Source organism: Sulfolobus acidocaldarius DSM 639, assembly GCF_000012285.1.
Classification (GTDB): Archaea; Thermoproteota; Thermoprotei_A; order Sulfolobales; family Sulfolobaceae; genus Sulfolobus; species Sulfolobus acidocaldarius.
Genome location: NC_007181.1, coordinates 823,072 through 839,641, shown reverse-complemented (window position 1 = coordinate 839,641; position 16,570 = coordinate 823,072). Strand labels below are relative to the sequence as shown.

16 protein-coding genes are annotated in these 16,570 nt (G+C 37.5%); 9 read left to right on the top strand and 7 right to left on the bottom strand.

Features of this window, described 5'->3' with window-relative positions; all coding sequences use genetic code 11:
• The first annotated feature begins 41 nt into the window (after positions 1-41).
• From SACI_RS04960 to SACI_RS04930, 7 genes are all read left to right on the top strand, one after another.
• On the top strand, positions 42-2,645 hold the full coding sequence (locus tag SACI_RS04960) for an ABC transporter substrate-binding protein (protein ID WP_011277897.1): 2,604 nt from the start codon (positions 42-44) through the stop codon (positions 2,643-2,645).
• A gap of 67 nt (positions 2,646-2,712) precedes the next feature.
• On the top strand, positions 2,713-3,768 hold the full coding sequence (locus tag SACI_RS04955) for an ABC transporter permease (protein WP_011277896.1): 1,056 nt from the start codon (positions 2,713-2,715) through the stop codon (positions 3,766-3,768).
• A 10-nt stretch (positions 3,769-3,778) separates the two neighbouring features.
• Positions 3,779-4,657 carry an ABC transporter permease gene (locus SACI_RS04950; RefSeq protein WP_011277895.1) on the top strand — a complete coding sequence of 293 codons (879 nt, stop codon included), beginning with the start codon at positions 3,779-3,781 and terminating at the stop codon, positions 4,655-4,657.
• Positions 4,654-6,012, top strand: coding sequence for an ABC transporter ATP-binding protein (locus tag SACI_RS04945; RefSeq protein WP_011277894.1), 1,359 nt, complete (start codon positions 4,654-4,656; stop codon positions 6,010-6,012). The genes SACI_RS04950 and SACI_RS04945 overlap by 4 nt, the downstream gene beginning before the upstream one ends.
• Positions 6,009-7,268, top strand: coding sequence for an ABC transporter ATP-binding protein (locus tag SACI_RS04940; protein ID WP_011277893.1), 1,260 nt, complete (start codon positions 6,009-6,011; stop codon positions 7,266-7,268). The genes SACI_RS04945 and SACI_RS04940 overlap by 4 nt, the downstream gene beginning before the upstream one ends.
• Before the next feature lie 121 nt (positions 7,269-7,389).
• Positions 7,390-8,589 (top strand): acyl-CoA dehydrogenase family protein, encoded by a 1,200-nt coding sequence (locus SACI_RS04935; protein WP_011277892.1) that lies wholly within the window; start codon positions 7,390-7,392, stop codon positions 8,587-8,589.
• Between the two features lie 138 nt (positions 8,590-8,727).
• Positions 8,728-9,174 carry an HIT family protein gene (locus SACI_RS04930; protein WP_024083597.1) on the top strand — a complete coding sequence of 149 codons (447 nt, stop codon included), beginning with the start codon at positions 8,728-8,730 and terminating at the stop codon, positions 9,172-9,174.
• 74 nt (positions 9,175-9,248) lie between these two features.
• On the opposite strand, the gene SACI_RS04925 is transcribed toward SACI_RS04930, so the two are convergent.
• From SACI_RS04925 to SACI_RS04905, 5 genes are all read right to left on the bottom strand, one after another.
• The gene (locus tag SACI_RS04925) at positions 9,249-9,653 is read right to left on the bottom strand and encodes a hypothetical protein (RefSeq protein ID WP_011277890.1); all 405 of its coding nucleotides are present in this window, start codon (positions 9,651-9,653) and stop codon (positions 9,249-9,251) included.
• Positions 9,650-10,150: a class I SAM-dependent methyltransferase gene (locus SACI_RS04920; RefSeq protein ID WP_011277889.1), complete on the bottom strand. Its 501-nt coding sequence runs from the start codon at positions 10,148-10,150 to the stop codon at positions 9,650-9,652. The genes SACI_RS04925 and SACI_RS04920 overlap by 4 nt, the downstream gene beginning before the upstream one ends.
• A gap of 120 nt (positions 10,151-10,270) precedes the next feature.
• Entirely contained in the window at positions 10,271-10,702 is a 432-nt protein-coding gene (locus tag SACI_RS04915; RefSeq protein WP_011277888.1) for a hypothetical protein, read from the bottom strand.
• The gene (locus SACI_RS04910; protein ID WP_011277887.1) at positions 10,699-11,988 is read right to left on the bottom strand and encodes an acetyl ornithine aminotransferase family protein; all 1,290 of its coding nucleotides are present in this window, start codon (positions 11,986-11,988) and stop codon (positions 10,699-10,701) included. The genes SACI_RS04915 and SACI_RS04910 overlap by 4 nt, the downstream gene beginning before the upstream one ends.
• Before the next feature lie 262 nt (positions 11,989-12,250).
• Positions 12,251-13,162 carry an ABC transporter ATP-binding protein gene (locus SACI_RS04905; protein WP_011277886.1) on the bottom strand — a complete coding sequence of 304 codons (912 nt, stop codon included), beginning with the start codon at positions 13,160-13,162 and terminating at the stop codon, positions 12,251-12,253.
• A 209-nt stretch (positions 13,163-13,371) separates the two neighbouring features.
• Here SACI_RS04905 and SACI_RS04900 point away from each other — a divergent pair, with 209 nt between their 5' ends.
• Positions 13,372-13,821 carry a hypothetical protein gene (locus tag SACI_RS04900; RefSeq protein ID WP_011277885.1) on the top strand — a complete coding sequence of 150 codons (450 nt, stop codon included), beginning with the start codon at positions 13,372-13,374 and terminating at the stop codon, positions 13,819-13,821.
• Between the two features lie 80 nt (positions 13,822-13,901).
• On the opposite strand, the gene sepP is transcribed toward SACI_RS04900, so the two are convergent.
• Both sepP and SACI_RS04890 read right to left on the bottom strand, forming a co-directional pair.
• Positions 13,902-14,522: an undecaprenyl-diphosphatase SepP gene (gene sepP, locus SACI_RS04895; RefSeq protein WP_011277884.1), complete on the bottom strand. Its 621-nt coding sequence runs from the start codon at positions 14,520-14,522 to the stop codon at positions 13,902-13,904.
• A gap of 60 nt (positions 14,523-14,582) precedes the next feature.
• Complete coding sequence (locus tag SACI_RS04890; RefSeq protein ID WP_011277883.1) at positions 14,583-15,476, bottom strand: S1C family serine protease; 894 nt, start codon at positions 15,474-15,476, stop codon at positions 14,583-14,585.
• A 76-nt stretch (positions 15,477-15,552) separates the two neighbouring features.
• Here SACI_RS04890 and SACI_RS04885 point away from each other — a divergent pair, with 76 nt between their 5' ends.
• Positions 15,553-16,566 (top strand): pyridoxal-phosphate dependent enzyme, encoded by a 1,014-nt coding sequence (locus tag SACI_RS04885; protein WP_015385534.1) that lies wholly within the window; start codon positions 15,553-15,555, stop codon positions 16,564-16,566.
• Positions 16,567-16,570: the final 4 nt, after the last annotated feature.

Sequence of the window (16,570 nt, the reverse complement as noted above, 5' to 3'; positions counted from 1 at the left end):
ACATTTATAGCTACTAAACGATTTATTATTTTGATCCAGTAATGAAAAAAACCGGTAAACGCTCTAGGAAAGCAATTTCAAGAACTGTAATAGCAGTAATAGTAGTGGTTGTAATAATTATAGCTGCAGTAGCTGCCTATTTCCTCTTAATGAATAGATCCTCTTCTTCAATACAGGCGGTAGCACTTGCCCCGACATCTTTTGTTATACTTCAAGGTACAGCAGAAAATTTCACAGTTTATAATACACAGCCAAACGCAATTCTCACAGTTAATTTTGGAGACGGAGTAATCAAAAACTTCACAGCTACTGGGACTTCTACTTCATTTTCATATACATATCAATATCCTGGACACTACCTAGTACTCATTAACGAGTATGTTAACAATAAACTTGTATCATCTACAAACTCATCATTACTTCCCATTACTGTTGAAGCAAATATTCCATCTAACGAGTCCTCTGTTGCATCAGTACCTTTAATAACATTCAACACAACCAAGAATCCCACTGCACCCTTCTTTAGAGCAGGAGAAACTGCATACTTCTATGCAGGATTTTTACAGCCACCAACAGGTCAAAACATGAGAATCGAGTCTTATACCTGGAACTTTGGAAATGGTCAGACTCAAACTGTAAAAGCTAACAATAGCACATTACTTCCAACAGTTAATCCAGTTAACACTACATATAGCTCTCCTGGTATTTACGTAGTTAAACTAACTTTAACCACTCTAAATGAAAGTTCAGGTAAAACATATAACTTCTCCACATTATATACTATTGCAGTAGGATCTTATGCTGAGTTTAAGTTCACAGGAAACATACCAAACCCAGGTACTATAACAGTGGCTGAAAATGTCCCTGGTGGACCTTACTCATTCGATCCGGATATTGATTATGAGAGCGTAGGTTTCGAGGTAATTAGTAACATCATAGGTACATTATTAATATACAACGGTTCAAGCACGACAAGCTTTATTCCATTTATAGCGGCACAAATACCAACTGTTCAGAATGGAGGTATCAATACTAATTACACAACTTACACATTTAAGATAAGGTCTGGACTGTACTTCGCGGATGGAAGTCCAATAACAGCATATGATGTCTGGTATTCAATGGTAAGAGCCTTGTTAACCGTAGGTGGTACTCCCGGTACAGGTACATGGATATTGGCACAATACTTGATACCCAACTCTACCGCTGGCGTACCAGTTGTATCGAGCTCTGATCCAAATCAAGGTTTCCAGGAGATCATGAATGCTGTGACATATAATAACACAACGGATACAGTAACATTCCATCTCTATAAGCCTACTCCTCCTAACCTATTCTTCACTGCAATTGCGGATCCATTGACTGCTGGTATACTGAGTGCGAAATGGTTAGAGAGTGTAGGTGATGGAATAACATTTACCCCTCAAGGCTTCTTAACTTACGAGAATACTGCAAACGAGGGACACTATAACACTCAAGTTGAGAACGATCCATTAGCATCTGGTCCTTACATGATAAAGCAATATGTTCCAGGGCAGTATGTTGTATTGACTCCAAATCCCTACTTCCCAGGAGTTCCTGGTATTCCTAAACCAAATGACACTGTTGTCATAGAATGGGTAAAGGATCCACAAACCGCTTATAACCTTTTCACAAGCGGACAAGCTGATATTGTTACTGGTCTACCCACAAACTATTTTGCCTCATTAAAGCCTTTAGTTGCACAAGGACAAGCCTCTATATACCAGTTCCCAACTCTGTCAGAGTTCTTCTTCGTATTCAACCTCAATATATCTACAAGTGGATTAAAACAGTTAGGTCCAAACTATAATATACCTCCGAACTACTTCGCTAACCTGTACGTCAGAGAAGCGTTTGCATATGCCTTTAACTACACAAACTATATAGAGAACATTTTAGGAAATGCTAAATACGGTTTTGACTTCGGAGAGCCTTATGCAGGAGCTATTATCAAAGGATTGCCCTATTACACCCCACCATCAGAATTTACAGGTGTCCCCACATTTAACTTAACATATGCCAAACAGCTTCTGATTAAATCAGGAGTATATAACGAATCTGTATACTTCCCTATAATTGTGCCCTCAGGAGATACAGTTGATTATGCAGCTGTGCAAATGTTTGCTCAAACCATGCAACAGATAGACCCTAACATAAAGATAGAGCCATTATATGAGCCATTCTCGACCATTATAGGACTACAAGTTCCTGGACAGAATCCAATGCCCATGTATTATCTTGGATGGATTGCAGATTATCCGTATCCATCTGACTTTGTTAATGCCATGTATAAAGAGAATGGAACCTATCCTGCTCCAAACGGCTGGTCTATATCTTACTTACAACAATTAGGCTATACCAATGAGGCTCAAATGTATCAGCAACTTAACAACTTGATAATTCAAGCTGATAGTGCTACAAATGCAACGCAAGCTGCATTATTATACAAACAGGTAGAACAGCAGGCAATTAATCTGTATATGTATATATACTTAGATCAGCCCAATGCATTCTGGGTTGTAAAACCATATATGAATGGCTACAATGGTCAAATATCGTATGAGGAGAATCCACAGATAGGTGGCGCTGGAGATTCACTTTACTTCTGGTGGGTAAAAGGTTAAGCAAAAAAGGGTATTTAATTGAAAGATATAAATTAATTTTTTAATCTTCTACTTAAGGTAATCTCATATGAAATTATGGTTATTTATAGCCAAGAGAATTGTTTTCGCTTTTATAGCCATAATTGGATTGACTTTTATAGTTTTCATATTGCTACACACTGCAGGTAATAACTTATTACTCTCTGAATATATTAATCCAAGATTGACAGGACCGGCAAGAGAACAAGTTATTCATGAACTTACCCTAAAGTTTCACCTCAACGATCCCATATATGTACAATACTTTTATTGGTTAGTAGCAATATTTTCAGGTGATTTAGGGTATACGAACACTCCTATTTACAGCGGTCCGGTATCCGGTGCTATAGCATTGTTTTTACCTAACACCATTTTACTTACAATTATTGCATCCATATTAATCTGGATAATTGGAGTTCCAATAGGTGTAAGGTCTGCTGTAAAACGTGATAGCGCATTTGATCAAAGCGTAAGAGTAGTCTCATTTGCCCTATACTCAATGCCAATCTATCTAGTTGCGTTTTTATTAATTCTAGTTTTTGGCGTTTATCTAAAAATACTGCCTTTTGCATTCTCTCTAAGTCCTACATTAGCCTCGAATCTCAGCTGGTATGTTAACGGTGTATCATATCCTACACATATTGTAATTATCGATGCTCTAATACACGGAAATCTAACTGCTTTTGCAAACGCAATTCTACACGCAATTTTACCGGCATTAACGTTAGCACTATCAACTATAGCAGGTATAATGAGAATACTCAGAGCCTCTATGTTAGAGGTGTTAGATCAAGATTACGTAAGGCTCGCTAGAGCTAAGGGAGTTCCTGAAAAAGTGGTGATTAACTTACATGCTAGAAGAAATGCATTAATACCAGTTTTGACTCTTTACGGATACACTGTAGCATCGCTATTAGGTGGAGCAGTTGTAATTGAGGATATATTTAGCTATCCAGGCATGGGATATTGGACTACCCAGGCTCTTCTAAATAATGACGTGGGAGGAATTATGGCTTCGACCCTTATATTTGGAATAGTATTCGTGATCGCCTCGCTACTGCTAGATATAATCTACGCACTAATTGATCCTAGAATAAGATATTAGGGTGAAGTAAATGGAAAAGAGAAGTAGTCAACTTAAACTCAGCCTGAAAATATTCTTTTCAAATCCTACTGCAGTTATTGGGCTTATAATTTTCTTAGCATATGTTATTGACGCTATTATCGTTGAAGTCAGCCCTGGATTATTAGGTATACAGAATCCTAATCAATTACAAATGAATTTCATTAATCCAGTCCCTCAGCCTCCATCTCCTCATCACCCTCTAGGTACAACGTATCCAGGAATTGATCTGCTAAAGGGAATCTTAGCTGCCATAAGAATCGACTTATACTATTCCGTAGTTATCGTCATTGGAGGTGCGATAATAGGTTCCGTCATAGGAATTATCGCCGGATACAGAGGTGGAATCATAGATGACATATTAATGAGAATAACTGATATATTCTTTGCAATTCCTTACTTAGTTCTTGCATTAGCTATTGGCTTTGTCTTAGGCAGAACTACTGAAAGTATGTCGATTGCCTTAATTATTGTTTGGTGGCCCCTATATGCTAGATACGCAAGAGCACAGACACTTTCAATTAAAAGGATGCCATTTATAGACGCTGCGAAAGTCTCTAACGTAGGTTCACTAAAGATTATGTTTAAACATGTCCTCCCCAATGTGCTTCCACCCATATTTGTTCAGATATCATTAGATTTAGGCTCAATAATGGTGATATTCTCCGTGTTATCTTTCATAGGTTTAATTACTAACCCCAACTTACCAGAGTTAGGTTATCTTACAAGTCTAGGATTGCAATACATTCAGACCGCTCCTTGGACTGTAATATTTCCAGGATTAGCCATAACTATATTTGCATTAGCTGTTAACTTAATGGGAGACGGGTTAAGAGACCTGTTAGACCCGAGAAGGAGGAGTAGCATATGACAAACGTGTTAACTATAAGGGAATTGTATTTAAGTTTCGTGACGAGAATAGGGGTATACAACGCATTAAATGGGGTCGACTTAGACGTTAAGGAAGGGGAAGTTCTTGGTGTAGCTGGTGAAAGCGGTTCAGGAAAATCAACATTAGCCCTAACAATTGCCGGCGTATTACCACCAAATGCGTGGATAAAGAAAGGGGAAGTAAGGTTTAAGGATATAGACCTTGTCAGAGAGCTAAGGGAGGTAGGTGACAAAGGTTTTAATAAGAAGAAGAACCAGAGGGCTTTTAAAGAGCTAAATAACAGACTTCAGGCCTTTAGGGGGTCTAAGATAGCAATAGTGTTCCAAGACCCTATGACCTCTCTTAATCCTGTTTTGCAAATTGGTTACCAAATTGGAGAAACGATATACTATCACAACCCAGCCCTACTAGCCAAGAGAATATTAGCTAGAAGCAAAGTTACAAAGGATGAGCTAAGAGAGATAATAAGATTACTTGAACAAAACAAGGAAACTTACGTAGAAAAGCTAAATGAATTTGTTAAATCTAAAGGACTAGAGGGACTAGAGGATCAGATCCTGTTCATATGGGAGAGAAATGACATTCATAAGGCTAAGAAACAAAAACTGATCTTATCCTTAGAAGGTGAAAAACTCTCAGGTTTTGTACGTAATTTCCTTGAGAACGTAGCGGAGACAAATAGGGTAAGGAATATAAGTAGAATTCCTATAATATCCAGGAGACTTAAATCCACTCTAATCAAGGAGGGATATAGAAAGGCTGTAGAGATACTCACAATGTTGAATGTGCCTAATCCTGAAAAGGTAGTATATATGTATCCACACGAACTATCTGGAGGAATGAGACAAAGGGTAGCAATTGCAATTGCAATAGTCAACAACCCTGAATTGATTATAATGGACGAGCCGACAAGCGCATTAGACGTAACAGTACAAGCCCAGGTTTTAGAGCTTGTTAGGTCTCTCAAGAAGAAATATAACTCAACCTTTATATTTATATCACACGACTTATCAGTACTGTATGAAATTTCAGATAGGATAGCTGTGATGTACGCTGGTAGGGTAGTTGAAGTAGGGAATGTGGAAGATGTGGTAACCAATCCTCTACATCCTTATACGCAGTCCCTACTTAGGGCTGTCCCAACTATTGATTCGCAAGAGGTATCTCCTATACCTGGAGAAGTACCAGATATGAGAACTCCTCCATCTGGATGCATGTTCCACCCAAGATGTCCATTTGTAATGGATAAATGTAAGAACTCTGTTCCCCTAATGTATCAAGTTAGGAATGGCCATAAGGTAGCATGTTTCCTTTATGGTGGTGATAATAAGTGATCATAGCTGGTTATGATATTACAAAACATTTCGTCTCGGGAGGAATGTTTGAAAGGAATAAGGCCGTAGTTAAAGCAGTTCAGGATGTTTACATAAAAATCAAAGAAGAGGAAGTCATAGCATTAGTGGGGGAGAGCGGATCCGGTAAGACCACATTAGGTAGAATGTTAGTAGGTCTGGAGAGCCCTACGGGCGGTAAAATTCTCTTTAACGTTGAAGATAAGGTGTTAGAAGAATATGAGACAACTGATAACCAGTCGAGAAAAGCAGAGATAGAGAGTATTCATGACATATTTAAAGGCAAAATAGCCAAGGAATTTAGAAGACATGTAAATATGGTTTTCCAAGACCCTTACGCCTCCCTTGACCCTAGGATGAAGGTTATTGATATTATAAAGGAACCTATGATTTCCACAGGATATTTGAGGGGAGAGGAAGCTAATAAGAGGGTCCGGGAGTTATTAGAGGCTGTAGGTTTACCTAAGAGTTTTGCCGACAGATATCCCCATGAACTGTCAGGTGGACAAAGGCAGAGAGTAGCAGTTGCCAGAGCAATATCCACTGATCCAAAGTTTGTGGTTTTAGATGAGCCCACCAGTGCCTTAGATGTATCTACTCAAGCTCAGATACTTAATCTCCTGCGAAAATTGAAAAGAGAGCTAAAAATATCCATGTTACTGATCACTCACAATATTGCAGTTGCCTCATATCTTAGCGACAGAATATATGTGATGTATGCGGGACATATTGTCGAAACAGGTACAAAGGAACAGATAATGAAAACACCTAAGCATCCTTACACAGTTTCCCTGCTATCTGCTGTTCCTAAGGTTGGTAGTAAGATGAATAGGATTGTACTTAGAGGGGAGCCACCAAATCTAGTTGACCTACCTAAGGGGTGTAACTTCCACCCAAGGTGTCCTTATGCTTTCGGCGACTGTGGATGGACTGCTGAGGAGGTGGCGATAGACCTAAAGTATCTTATAGAAAGTAAATACTACGATCTAACAGAAGGTGAAATTGTAATCGATGTGTTAAGTGATAAGGAAATGAAAGTAAGAGGAATAAGTGACGAGAAGTTGAAGATGATAACTTCAAAAGAAAATGAAATTAAGAGCTTTAGCTCCATCAAAAGTATAAGTGCTGACGGTTCAGGAGATGTTCATGTGGTATTGAGAGACTATGAGGAACCTAAACTGTATAATATGAGTGATGGAAGACTTGTGAAGTGTCTCCTATTTAAAGGTAAGAATTGAAAGGATTAATAAAGAGAGAGAAGTTTTTAAGTAATTTTTTACATCTTGATTTTGCTTTGGCTTTAAAATATCATAATTTTTACTTCTAAACATTTAAAAGTTATGACTGGATTCATAAATTATGGTGTTTCCTTTAAAGTCTCTTGAGGATCTAAAGTTAGAAATATCTCAGGATCATGAAATCTTAAGACAGACCATAAGGGAATTCGCTGAAAAAGAGGTTTCAGGCTATGTAGATAAAGGTGAAAGTGAAAGAGATGTACCTAAAGTGTTAAAAGAGAGAGCTAAAGAATTAGGGCTTTATGGACCTGACGTTCCCACTGAACTAGGAGGTCAAGGAAGTGATTACTTATCCTTACTTGTTATTTCCGAAGAATTATCAAGAGTTTGGACATCTTTCTCCACCTTACTCCTTGTTCATTGGATGTTAAATAGAGCAATATATAAGTACGGTAAGGAAGAGGTGAAGAAAAAATATTTACCTCTTACAGCTTCAGGAGAGAAAATAGGTGCATTCGCAAACACTGAACCAGAGGCTGGGACAGATGTAGCAGGTATAAGATCTACAGCAAAAAAAGTAAATGATCACTACATAATCAATGCGAGGAAAATCTTCATAACAAATGGAGATATAGCGGACTATTTCGTCTTAACTGCTAGGACGTCTCCCCCTTCTAATAATGCAAGGTGGAAGGGGATAACTATGTTCCTTGTGGAGAAGGAATGGGGAGTTAAGACAGTGAGCAGAATAGAGACAACAGGGCTAAAGGCTTCCCACACTACTGAAATAATACTTGAGGACGTAAAAGTGCCTGCTGAAAACGTTATAGGAGAAGAAGGGATGGGTTTCAAATATGCAGTGGAGTCCTTTGATTATGCTAGGACAATAGTGTCAGCCCAGGCTGTTGGAATTGGACAAAGTGCCTTTGAGAAACTTGTTAATTACTCCCTTCAGAGGAAGGCATTCGATAAACCTATAGCTGAGTTTCAGATAGTTCAACAAAAAGTAAGCGAATCATTTGCAGATCTACTAACATCCAGGTTCCTAACCTATTGGGCAGGATCATTGTATAATAAAGGTAAGACTGATGAATATATTGTAGCAGCATCATTAGCAAAATTCTATGCCACAGAAGCTGCAGAGAAAATAGTGATGAGAGCAATGACTGCTCATGGTGGATACGGTGTATCAAATTCAATAGGACTAGAAAGAATGTTGAGAGATTTACAGATTCTGAAAACGTATGAGGGAACTAATGACATTCAAAGAGTATCTGCGGCAAGGCAATTCTTCTACAGGTTTATGGGAATTAAAATTTAGCTGAGCAGAGAGAAGAGTAATAAACTTTGGTTTTCAAATCTAGTTTTTTAGCCCTTATCGTCTAAAATTTTTTCCGTAACAAAGTTTAACAAAACACAATATTTAAATTTTTAAGCTAGCTCTCGATTTATCTCGTAAATGTGTGTTTTTTGTAAAATCGTGAATGGGGAAGAAGAAGGTTATATAGTTTATAGAGATAATTACTATACAGCATTTTTAGATAAGTATCCCATTGCACCTGGTCATACGCTACTAGTGACAAATGCCCACTTCGAAAATATATTAGACACTAGCGAGACTCACCTTAATGACTTAGGAAAAACAATAAAGATGTTAGCAAACTCGATAAAGAGAGCTGTAAAAGCAGATGGAATCAGAGTAGTAAGTAATGCAGGAAGGAGCGCAATGCAAATAGTCTTCCACTTTCATGTACACATAATTCCCACATGGGAAAACGGATATCCAGAGGACTTTGCTGACTTTAAACCTAGAACATTACTTCCGAGAGAATATTATGAAAAGGCACGAACATTAATATATAATGAGGTAAATAGGAGCAACCACAATAGTTATCTAATCGAGTGACACGATACTTTTTGTCCTAGCTTTATTATAAAAAAGCAGATATGATGAGACGCCTGGATAAACGATAGATGAGTTTAACTTGAGTCCTGCACTGAATCCACTATTCTTTTGAGAGCATTCCTAGCTCCCTGTTCAAAATGATCTCTTATCCATCGCTCAAACAATAAATACGGAAAGTTGAGTTTCACATTCCAGTTAGAACATAATTTTGTTTCATTAATCGAAATTTCCTGCGTACCCTTCATAGGTCCAGAAAGGTAAACTAATCTAACTAGTGAGTTCTCGATTTCTATCCTAATTTTCCCTGATGCAGGAAATGCAAAATGCACAGACCCCTCATAGAAATCTCCATTTTTCACCACATTAAGTTCCTTAATTCCTCTCCAAAACTCTGTCATTCTTTTAACATCACTTGCAATCTGCCACACCTGGTTTTTGATATGTGATGGAAAATCTTTACATACCGTAAATCTGATCATTTGACAAACACCAACCCATAATGATACCTTGAAGGAAAGAACTTATCAGTTAATTTAAATGTTTTAAAATACCTGACATAATCTTCCTCTGAAAATCTAATGTTAACAGGAGGTCCTATTTCTGTTTTCTCCTTTTTCCAGTCCACTACTAAGACTCTCCCGTCGTCTTTAAGTATCCTCCAAATCTCCCTCACCACTTCTTCCTTATTATCCATGTCATGAAATGAATTAGCGAGTAACACGACGTCTATCTCTGCATCAGGTATTGAGGTTTTATCAGCTGATTCACACAAAAATACTGCCTTAGTGTTAAGTGATAACTTTGCGTCTTCAAGCGCTTCACAGTCTATATCGACGCAATAGACTTTCTTAGCTAGTTTAACTAGTTTTTTACAGTAGAACCCGCTTCCGCAACCTAATTCAGCTACTATATCGTTTTGACTAATATACTTAGGTAGAAAGTCCTCTTCGTCAGGAGGATGATAAGTATGCCTCATATCTATTACACATGATATATTTTACGTTGTATAGGTATAAAATCTCTTTTTAGATTAGAAAACACCAACAAAAATATTATCACACCTAAAGGCTTATCTAATTGTCGAATTCAAACACGCTTAATCTTTTTTCCAATTCCTCCAATCGCCAAACTTAGAGTCGTATTCAGGGCATCCCCTTCTGTAATTAAAACCGTCAATCCAGTCTACATTAACAAATTTCTCAAAGAACCATTTTTCCTCAGGTTCTCCTCTGACGTATTGCCTCAGCTGTGATATGGCTTCTCTCATCTCCTCTTCAGTAGAGAAATATAATATTATTACCCCCTTCGATAAGAGGCTAATGGGAAAAGAGAACAAAGAGTATTTACCCACGTAGTTCTTCTCATCTAAAATTTGAAGAAACTGCTTCAAATCTACCTTGAGTGACTTTATCGGAATTCCTAGTTTAAAGCAATTTAAGGAGTTTCTATGCTGAACATTATTCTGATAAGCCAACCAACACTCTCTGCATTTATCCCAGCCATTACCAAACCCACTCCATCTTATCAACCTCTCACCCTGTTTATTGCCGTTTTTAACTTTGATAATCCGATTTTTGCCTCCTCTTCACTAATAACTAAAGGAGGAATTATTCTAATTGAACTTTTCCCTGCTGATATCACTATTAAACCTTCTTTGAATGCCTCTGTCACCACTCTATCCCTAACTTTAGGATCTGGTGTCTTATCGCTTTTTACAAACTCAATTCCCCACGCTAACCCTAGACCTCTACAGTCATCAACCTTCATTTGGCATAACTCCTCTCCGAAAATTTTGCCTATTTCATTTACGTGTGGCATTAACTCCTTAATCAGCTCAACGACCTTGAGACCAATAGACATGGAAAGAGCATTACCTCCGAAAGTATTACTATGTATGCCTTTTTTCTTAAAATCTAAATCGGAACGGAATATTGTTGCACCTACAGGAACTAACCCCCCACCTAATGCCTTTGCCAGGGTTATAATATCAGGCTCTATGTTAAAGTGTTCTATGGCGAACATTTTACCTGTTCTACCTAGTCCCATCTGCACCTCATCATCTATCAAGGGAATATTATACTTCTGGGCTAATTTCCTCAGCTCTGCGAAAAAGTTATGGGGAGGAACAACATATCCTCCCTCTCCCTGTATTGGTTCGAATATAATTCCTGCAACTTCCTCAGGGTCTACAACGTGCTGAAATAGCCAAAAATCAATGTATTCTATTACTGCATTGATTAGTTCATCAGGCTTCTCGTATCCATTAATTTTCCAAGGGTTCCTGAATGGATTAGGATAGGGAACATGAAAAACTCCTATTGAAAAAGGACCTGCGGAATACCTTTGCACGGGCTTGCTAGCAGTGAGAGCTAAGGAACCTAAAGTCCTACCATGAAATGAACCTAAGAAAGCTATAAGATATTTCCTGCCCGTGCCCTTGACTAATTTTATTGAGGCTTCAACGGACTCTGTCCCACTATTAGAAAAGAATACCTTTTTAGAGAAATTACCTGGAGATAGTTGAACTAGTCTCTTAGCTAATTCCATCTGTGGTATATTGTAGAAATCATTAGCAGCCGCATGGGCTAATCTTGTCATTTGAATCTGGGCAACCTTTATAACATCTGGATGAGAAGGCCAACCTAAATTGTTTACCCCTATACCCGATGTGAAATCTAGATATTTGTTTCCTTCAATATCATAGACCCAAACGCCTTCTCCCCTATCAATTACTAAAGGTTGTGATTCAGGATCTCTTGTTGTATTAGCCAGGTATTTTTCACTTTCTTCTATTACCCATCTAATCTTTTCCATACTTTTTACTTGTCTCCCAAGCTTAAATTAATAGTTTTAATTTTTTTCGACGAATTTACTACGATGTTAGATTTCAAAAAACGAAATTTTTGAGGTTGCAAGAATCCCCTTCATGTGAAGTTATAAGGGATAAATGTTTGAAGATGAAACTATTTTACTTAATTTTATATGAAGAAAATTCTTCATTTCAATCTATTCTTTAACCTGAATTGTTTATAAAATATTGACATTTTAAAAATATTCAGGATTACTTTCTACCTTTTTAAGTTCCTTGATTATAAAGACCTATTATCTTAAAGAATATCTCTTCCAAGTTATTGCTTACCTTTCCAATTTCATTAACCCCGTAAGGTGCTAGATCAGAAAACAGATTCTGCATGTCTCCCTTGAAATCAGATATATACAGCGTGTTTCCTTCCATTCTAGGTATACCATACTTTTCAACTACCTTTATTACAGTCTCGTTAGGTTTCTGTAATACGACCCTGACAGTACTTGAGCCCGCATAATTTCTAATTTCATCTATTCTCATCTCTTTCATTATCCTGCCTTTATGAATAAAAATAACCCTATCTGCTATATTCTCTATTTCGGTTAATATATGGGATGAGAATAGAACACCTTTTCCTTCTTTCTTAAAACGTATGGCTAAATCTCTAAAAAATGCAATACCCTGTGGGTCAAGACCATTTAAGACTTCATCAAATAAAAAGTTCTTAGGATCTGATAACATAGACACGGCAAGAGCAAACCTCTTTTTCATACCCTGGGAGTAATTCTTCAATTTATCCTTTTCCCTCCCCTCTAACCCTACCATGCTAAACAATTCCTGCGCCTTTTTCCTTGCATCTTCAGTACTAATACCGTAAAACCCTGCTAAGTAAATGAAGTAATCTAAAGCTTTTGCATCCTGCTCAAAAATGGGTAATTCGGGAACCCATCCTAAATTTTTTGAGGCAACCCTCTTTTCCTTTACGATACTATGTCCATCAATTTCCACATCTCCTTGGTCAGGAGACCTCACACCTGATATAATCTCAATGGTCGTTGTCTTACCAGCACCGTTTAAACCTACGTATCCCACAATTTCTCCATCTCTTACCTCAAAGGAAACGTCTTGTAAGGCTGTAATCTTACCATATTTTTTCGAAATATTTATAACCTTGATTGTCATTTTGCACAATGATACTAAAGAATATCGTGTATTTATGTTTATTCATTTAGTGGTCCAAAAATTACCAATCTGAGGGTAGAGTTGATAAAATAACGTAACAGGAGGGGAGAAAATTATTTGTAAAATATTTTTAAATAAATCATGAAGGCTTCATTTTTTAGACCTATACTCATAAATGACTTAAATAATTGTTATGTCTAAATTCTATCATGCATAGATATACTGTTATAGGAATAGGGATAATAATACTAGCTATCGTAACGTATCTACTAGTACCAGGACTACTATTTTCCAGCTTAACTACAACACAACAGGGGAAAGTAGTTGTTTTACCTGGAAACGAGTTTAATTTAACATATCCGCAGAACCTTTTTGTATCTGTTTACTATTCTGCCACCCCTCCGGTGAAGGTAACTATACCATCAAATGCCACTGAGCAATCTAATGTGATAGCAATTGTAAAAAGTGGACCAGAACCCATAATGTTCTACAATAACAATAGCGTGAACGCCACAATCAACTATACCCTAGTCTATGGATCTTTTACAGTAGTATTTGCAGTAGCCATAATAGGTGGCTTACTACCTATAGCATTAGGAGTTATAGGAATTGTACTAATTGTCTTAGGTGTTATAAGAGGTAGGAGAAAAGCAACATAATTTTAACATGGTTACTGTCTAAAACAGAAATCAGAGTGTTGGAAGAAGAAAGAAGCATTTTCTTTGACTTTTACATGGGCTTATGCTTTCAGCATTTGCTCAATTTTCTTTATAGGTCCTGTACTTTCTATTTGAACAGATAAAAATGATATCCAACTGCCCAATAGCCAACCTGCAATTACGTCTAATGGCCAATGCACTCCCACATAAACTCTAGAATAAGAAACAAGTACTGCTTCTATTATACCAAGTATCCACATCCATTTTGGGGATGTTAGGAGTAGTGTGACTGCACCTGTACTAACTATTAGAGCGTGTCCTGATGGATAACTGTAATCTGTAGGCTTAGGTTCAAGGAGATATGTTGGGTTTACAAAATTAAATGGTCTCAATTGTGCCATGACATATTTACTTACTTCCCCTAAAACTATAGCGATTACAAAGGATATTACCAGTGTGATTCCAATTTTTCTAGTCCTCTTGAATATGAGTAGTAATGCAGTAACTGGAATCCAGACATACTCTCTACCGTATTTACTTAAGAACACCATGAGACCATTAAGTGTAGCTATTTGATTGTAGTTAATGAGTTTGAACAATTCTACGTTAAACCCTATGTTCTGCTCTCCCCCAATTAGTTTAATGTATATTGAAAGAATTAGAAATAGAAGTAATAAAATCCAATAATAATATTTGCGCATCAAACCTCTAATAAAATAAAGGATATAAAAATCTTTAGGAAATCCCACCATGAATTCGGTTCATGAGAGTTCCATAGGTTCAATGCTCATTTTAAGCTTATTTTTCCCCCTATAAACTCCCAGTTCTACTTGATCTAATCCCTTCTCCTCGATACCGGCAATAATATCCAACTGGCTCTTTACCTTCTTACTATTTATCTCGTAAATTACATCTCCTCTCCTAATTCCAGCCTGATAGGCAGGACTTCTTGGATCAACGTCTATTACTATTACTCCCTCATCTACAGGCAAATTAAAATAGACTGCCATAGCTCTATTCAACTTTATTATCCTAACACCAATGTAGGGTCTAACATACCTCCCGTTTTTCTTTATATTTTCGATGAAACTCATTACAAGTCTAGAAGGTATTGCAAATCCTATTCCCTGAGCATATGGTATCATAGCAGTTATAACTCCAACTACCTCTCCCTTGGTGTTGACCAGAGGACCCCCACTATTCCCAGGATTTACTGCAGCATCAGTTTGTATAACATACAAGCTACTTCCAATTGGTGACTGAATAGTCCTATCCACACTACTAACTATACCAAATGTTGTACTATCTAGCCCCAAGGGGCTTCCTACTGCCAAAACGCCTTGACCTACCTTTACGTCATCAGTTAGTTTCAGAGGTTTTAAGTCAAGGTCAGTCTTTATGAGGGCTAGGTCGTTGAATGGGTTTACGGCAATAATTTCAGCCTCGCCCCTGAAACCATCTCTCGTAACTATCATACTACTACTAGCCTGACCAATAACATGGTAAGATGTCACTATGAGACCTTTACCTATGGAAAATCCTGATCCAAGTCCTTGTGCAACTGAGGGTTGAAGAAAATCATCTAAAGTTATTTGCTTAGTCAGAATGGTAACAACAGATTTTGATACATCGTCTACAACTGCCGAGAAATCCATAGGAAGAATTTACGCCTTCAATCCTATTAAAACTATTTGAGGCGAATTTAAGTTGGTAAGAAATCTAGTTATTAACATGGTAAATATTAAATGCTCAAGGTGTGGAAAGGAAAGAGAAAGTTTACATGAAATAAAATGTAAAAAATGCGGTGGAGTATTTGAGGTAGAGATTGATTTTGAGTTCAGAAAGGAAAATCTCAAGGATAACTTCCCCTACATAAGGGAATGGGTAACTTTAGGAGAAGGCAATACTCCACTTATTAGAAGGGGAAAAGTCTGGTTCAAACTAGATTTCTTAAACCCTACAGGCTCCTATAAGGACAGAGGAAGTGTCACGCTAATCTCTTACTTGGCTTCTAATGGAATAAAGGATATAGCAGAGGACTCCTCAGGAAATGCAGGAGCATCAATTGCAGCTTACGGAAAGGCTGCAGGCATGAATGTAACTATTTTTGTCCCTGAGACAGCCAGGGGAAATAAGGTTAAACAGATAGAAGCTTATGGAGCAAAATTGATGAAAGTGAGCGGAACAAGAGATGACGTAACTAAGGCAGCAGAAAAATCAGGATATTATTATGCCTCCCACGTATTTCAGCCCCATTTCAGAGATGGAATCAGGAGTCTAGCTTATGAAATAGTCAGGGATTTAAATTGGAAAATTCCTGAGAAAGTATTCATACCGGTCTCTGCTGGTACACTCTTAATGGGAGTCTACTCTGGTTTCAAACATCTCATGGAAAGTGGTGTCATAGAAAAGATTCCTACCATAGTAGCTGTCCAGACCAAACAAGTCATGCCAGTTTGCGCTAAACTTAACAATTTAAGCTATGCACCACCAGCCAAAGTGACTTCAATAGCAGACGCGTTAGTCTCCACTAATCCAGCACTATTACAGGAAATGACAGATGTGTTACAGAATTATGGTGAGTGCAGAGTAGTAGATGATAACCAAATAACGGAAGCGTGGAAGGAGCTTACTAAGATAGGCTTACTTGTTGAATATAGTTCCGCTACAGTTTATGCGTCCTTAAGAAAAGATGACGAAAATTCTGTCTTAGTACTCACAGGAAACGGGTTAAAGGTTTTATAAAGTC

Bases quoted from the DNA above. Each gene is read 5' to 3' on its own strand.
- SACI_RS04920 (WP_011277889.1), bottom strand. From the start codon at position 10,150: ATGAGGCATACTTATCATCCTCCTGACGAAGAGGACTTTCTACCTAAG.
- SACI_RS04890 (WP_011277883.1), bottom strand. From the start codon at position 15,476: ATGGATTTCTCGGCAGTTGTAGACGATGTATCAAAATCTGTTGTTACC.
- SACI_RS04955 (WP_011277896.1), top strand. From the start codon at position 2,713: ATGAAATTATGGTTATTTATAGCCAAGAGAATTGTTTTCGCTTTTATA.
- SACI_RS04925 (WP_011277890.1), bottom strand. From the start codon at position 9,653: ATGATCAGATTTACGGTATGTAAAGATTTTCCATCACATATCAAAAAC.
- SACI_RS04935 (WP_011277892.1), top strand. From the start codon at position 7,390: ATGGTGTTTCCTTTAAAGTCTCTTGAGGATCTAAAGTTAGAAATATCT.
- SACI_RS04910 (WP_011277887.1), bottom strand. From the start codon at position 11,988: ATGGAAAAGATTAGATGGGTAATAGAAGAAAGTGAAAAATACCTGGCT.
- SACI_RS04905 (WP_011277886.1), bottom strand. From the start codon at position 13,162: ATGACAATCAAGGTTATAAATATTTCGAAAAAATATGGTAAGATTACA.
- SACI_RS04945 (WP_011277894.1), top strand. From the start codon at position 4,654: ATGACAAACGTGTTAACTATAAGGGAATTGTATTTAAGTTTCGTGACG.
- SACI_RS04950 (WP_011277895.1), top strand. From the start codon at position 3,779: ATGGAAAAGAGAAGTAGTCAACTTAAACTCAGCCTGAAAATATTCTTT.
- sepP (WP_011277884.1), bottom strand. From the start codon at position 14,522: ATGCGCAAATATTATTATTGGATTTTATTACTTCTATTTCTAATTCTT.
- SACI_RS04885 (WP_015385534.1), top strand. From the start codon at position 15,553: ATGGTAAATATTAAATGCTCAAGGTGTGGAAAGGAAAGAGAAAGTTTA.
- SACI_RS04960 (WP_011277897.1), top strand. From the start codon at position 42: ATGAAAAAAACCGGTAAACGCTCTAGGAAAGCAATTTCAAGAACTGTA.
- SACI_RS04930 (WP_024083597.1), top strand. From the start codon at position 8,728: ATGTGTGTTTTTTGTAAAATCGTGAATGGGGAAGAAGAAGGTTATATA.
- SACI_RS04900 (WP_011277885.1), top strand. From the start codon at position 13,372: ATGCATAGATATACTGTTATAGGAATAGGGATAATAATACTAGCTATC.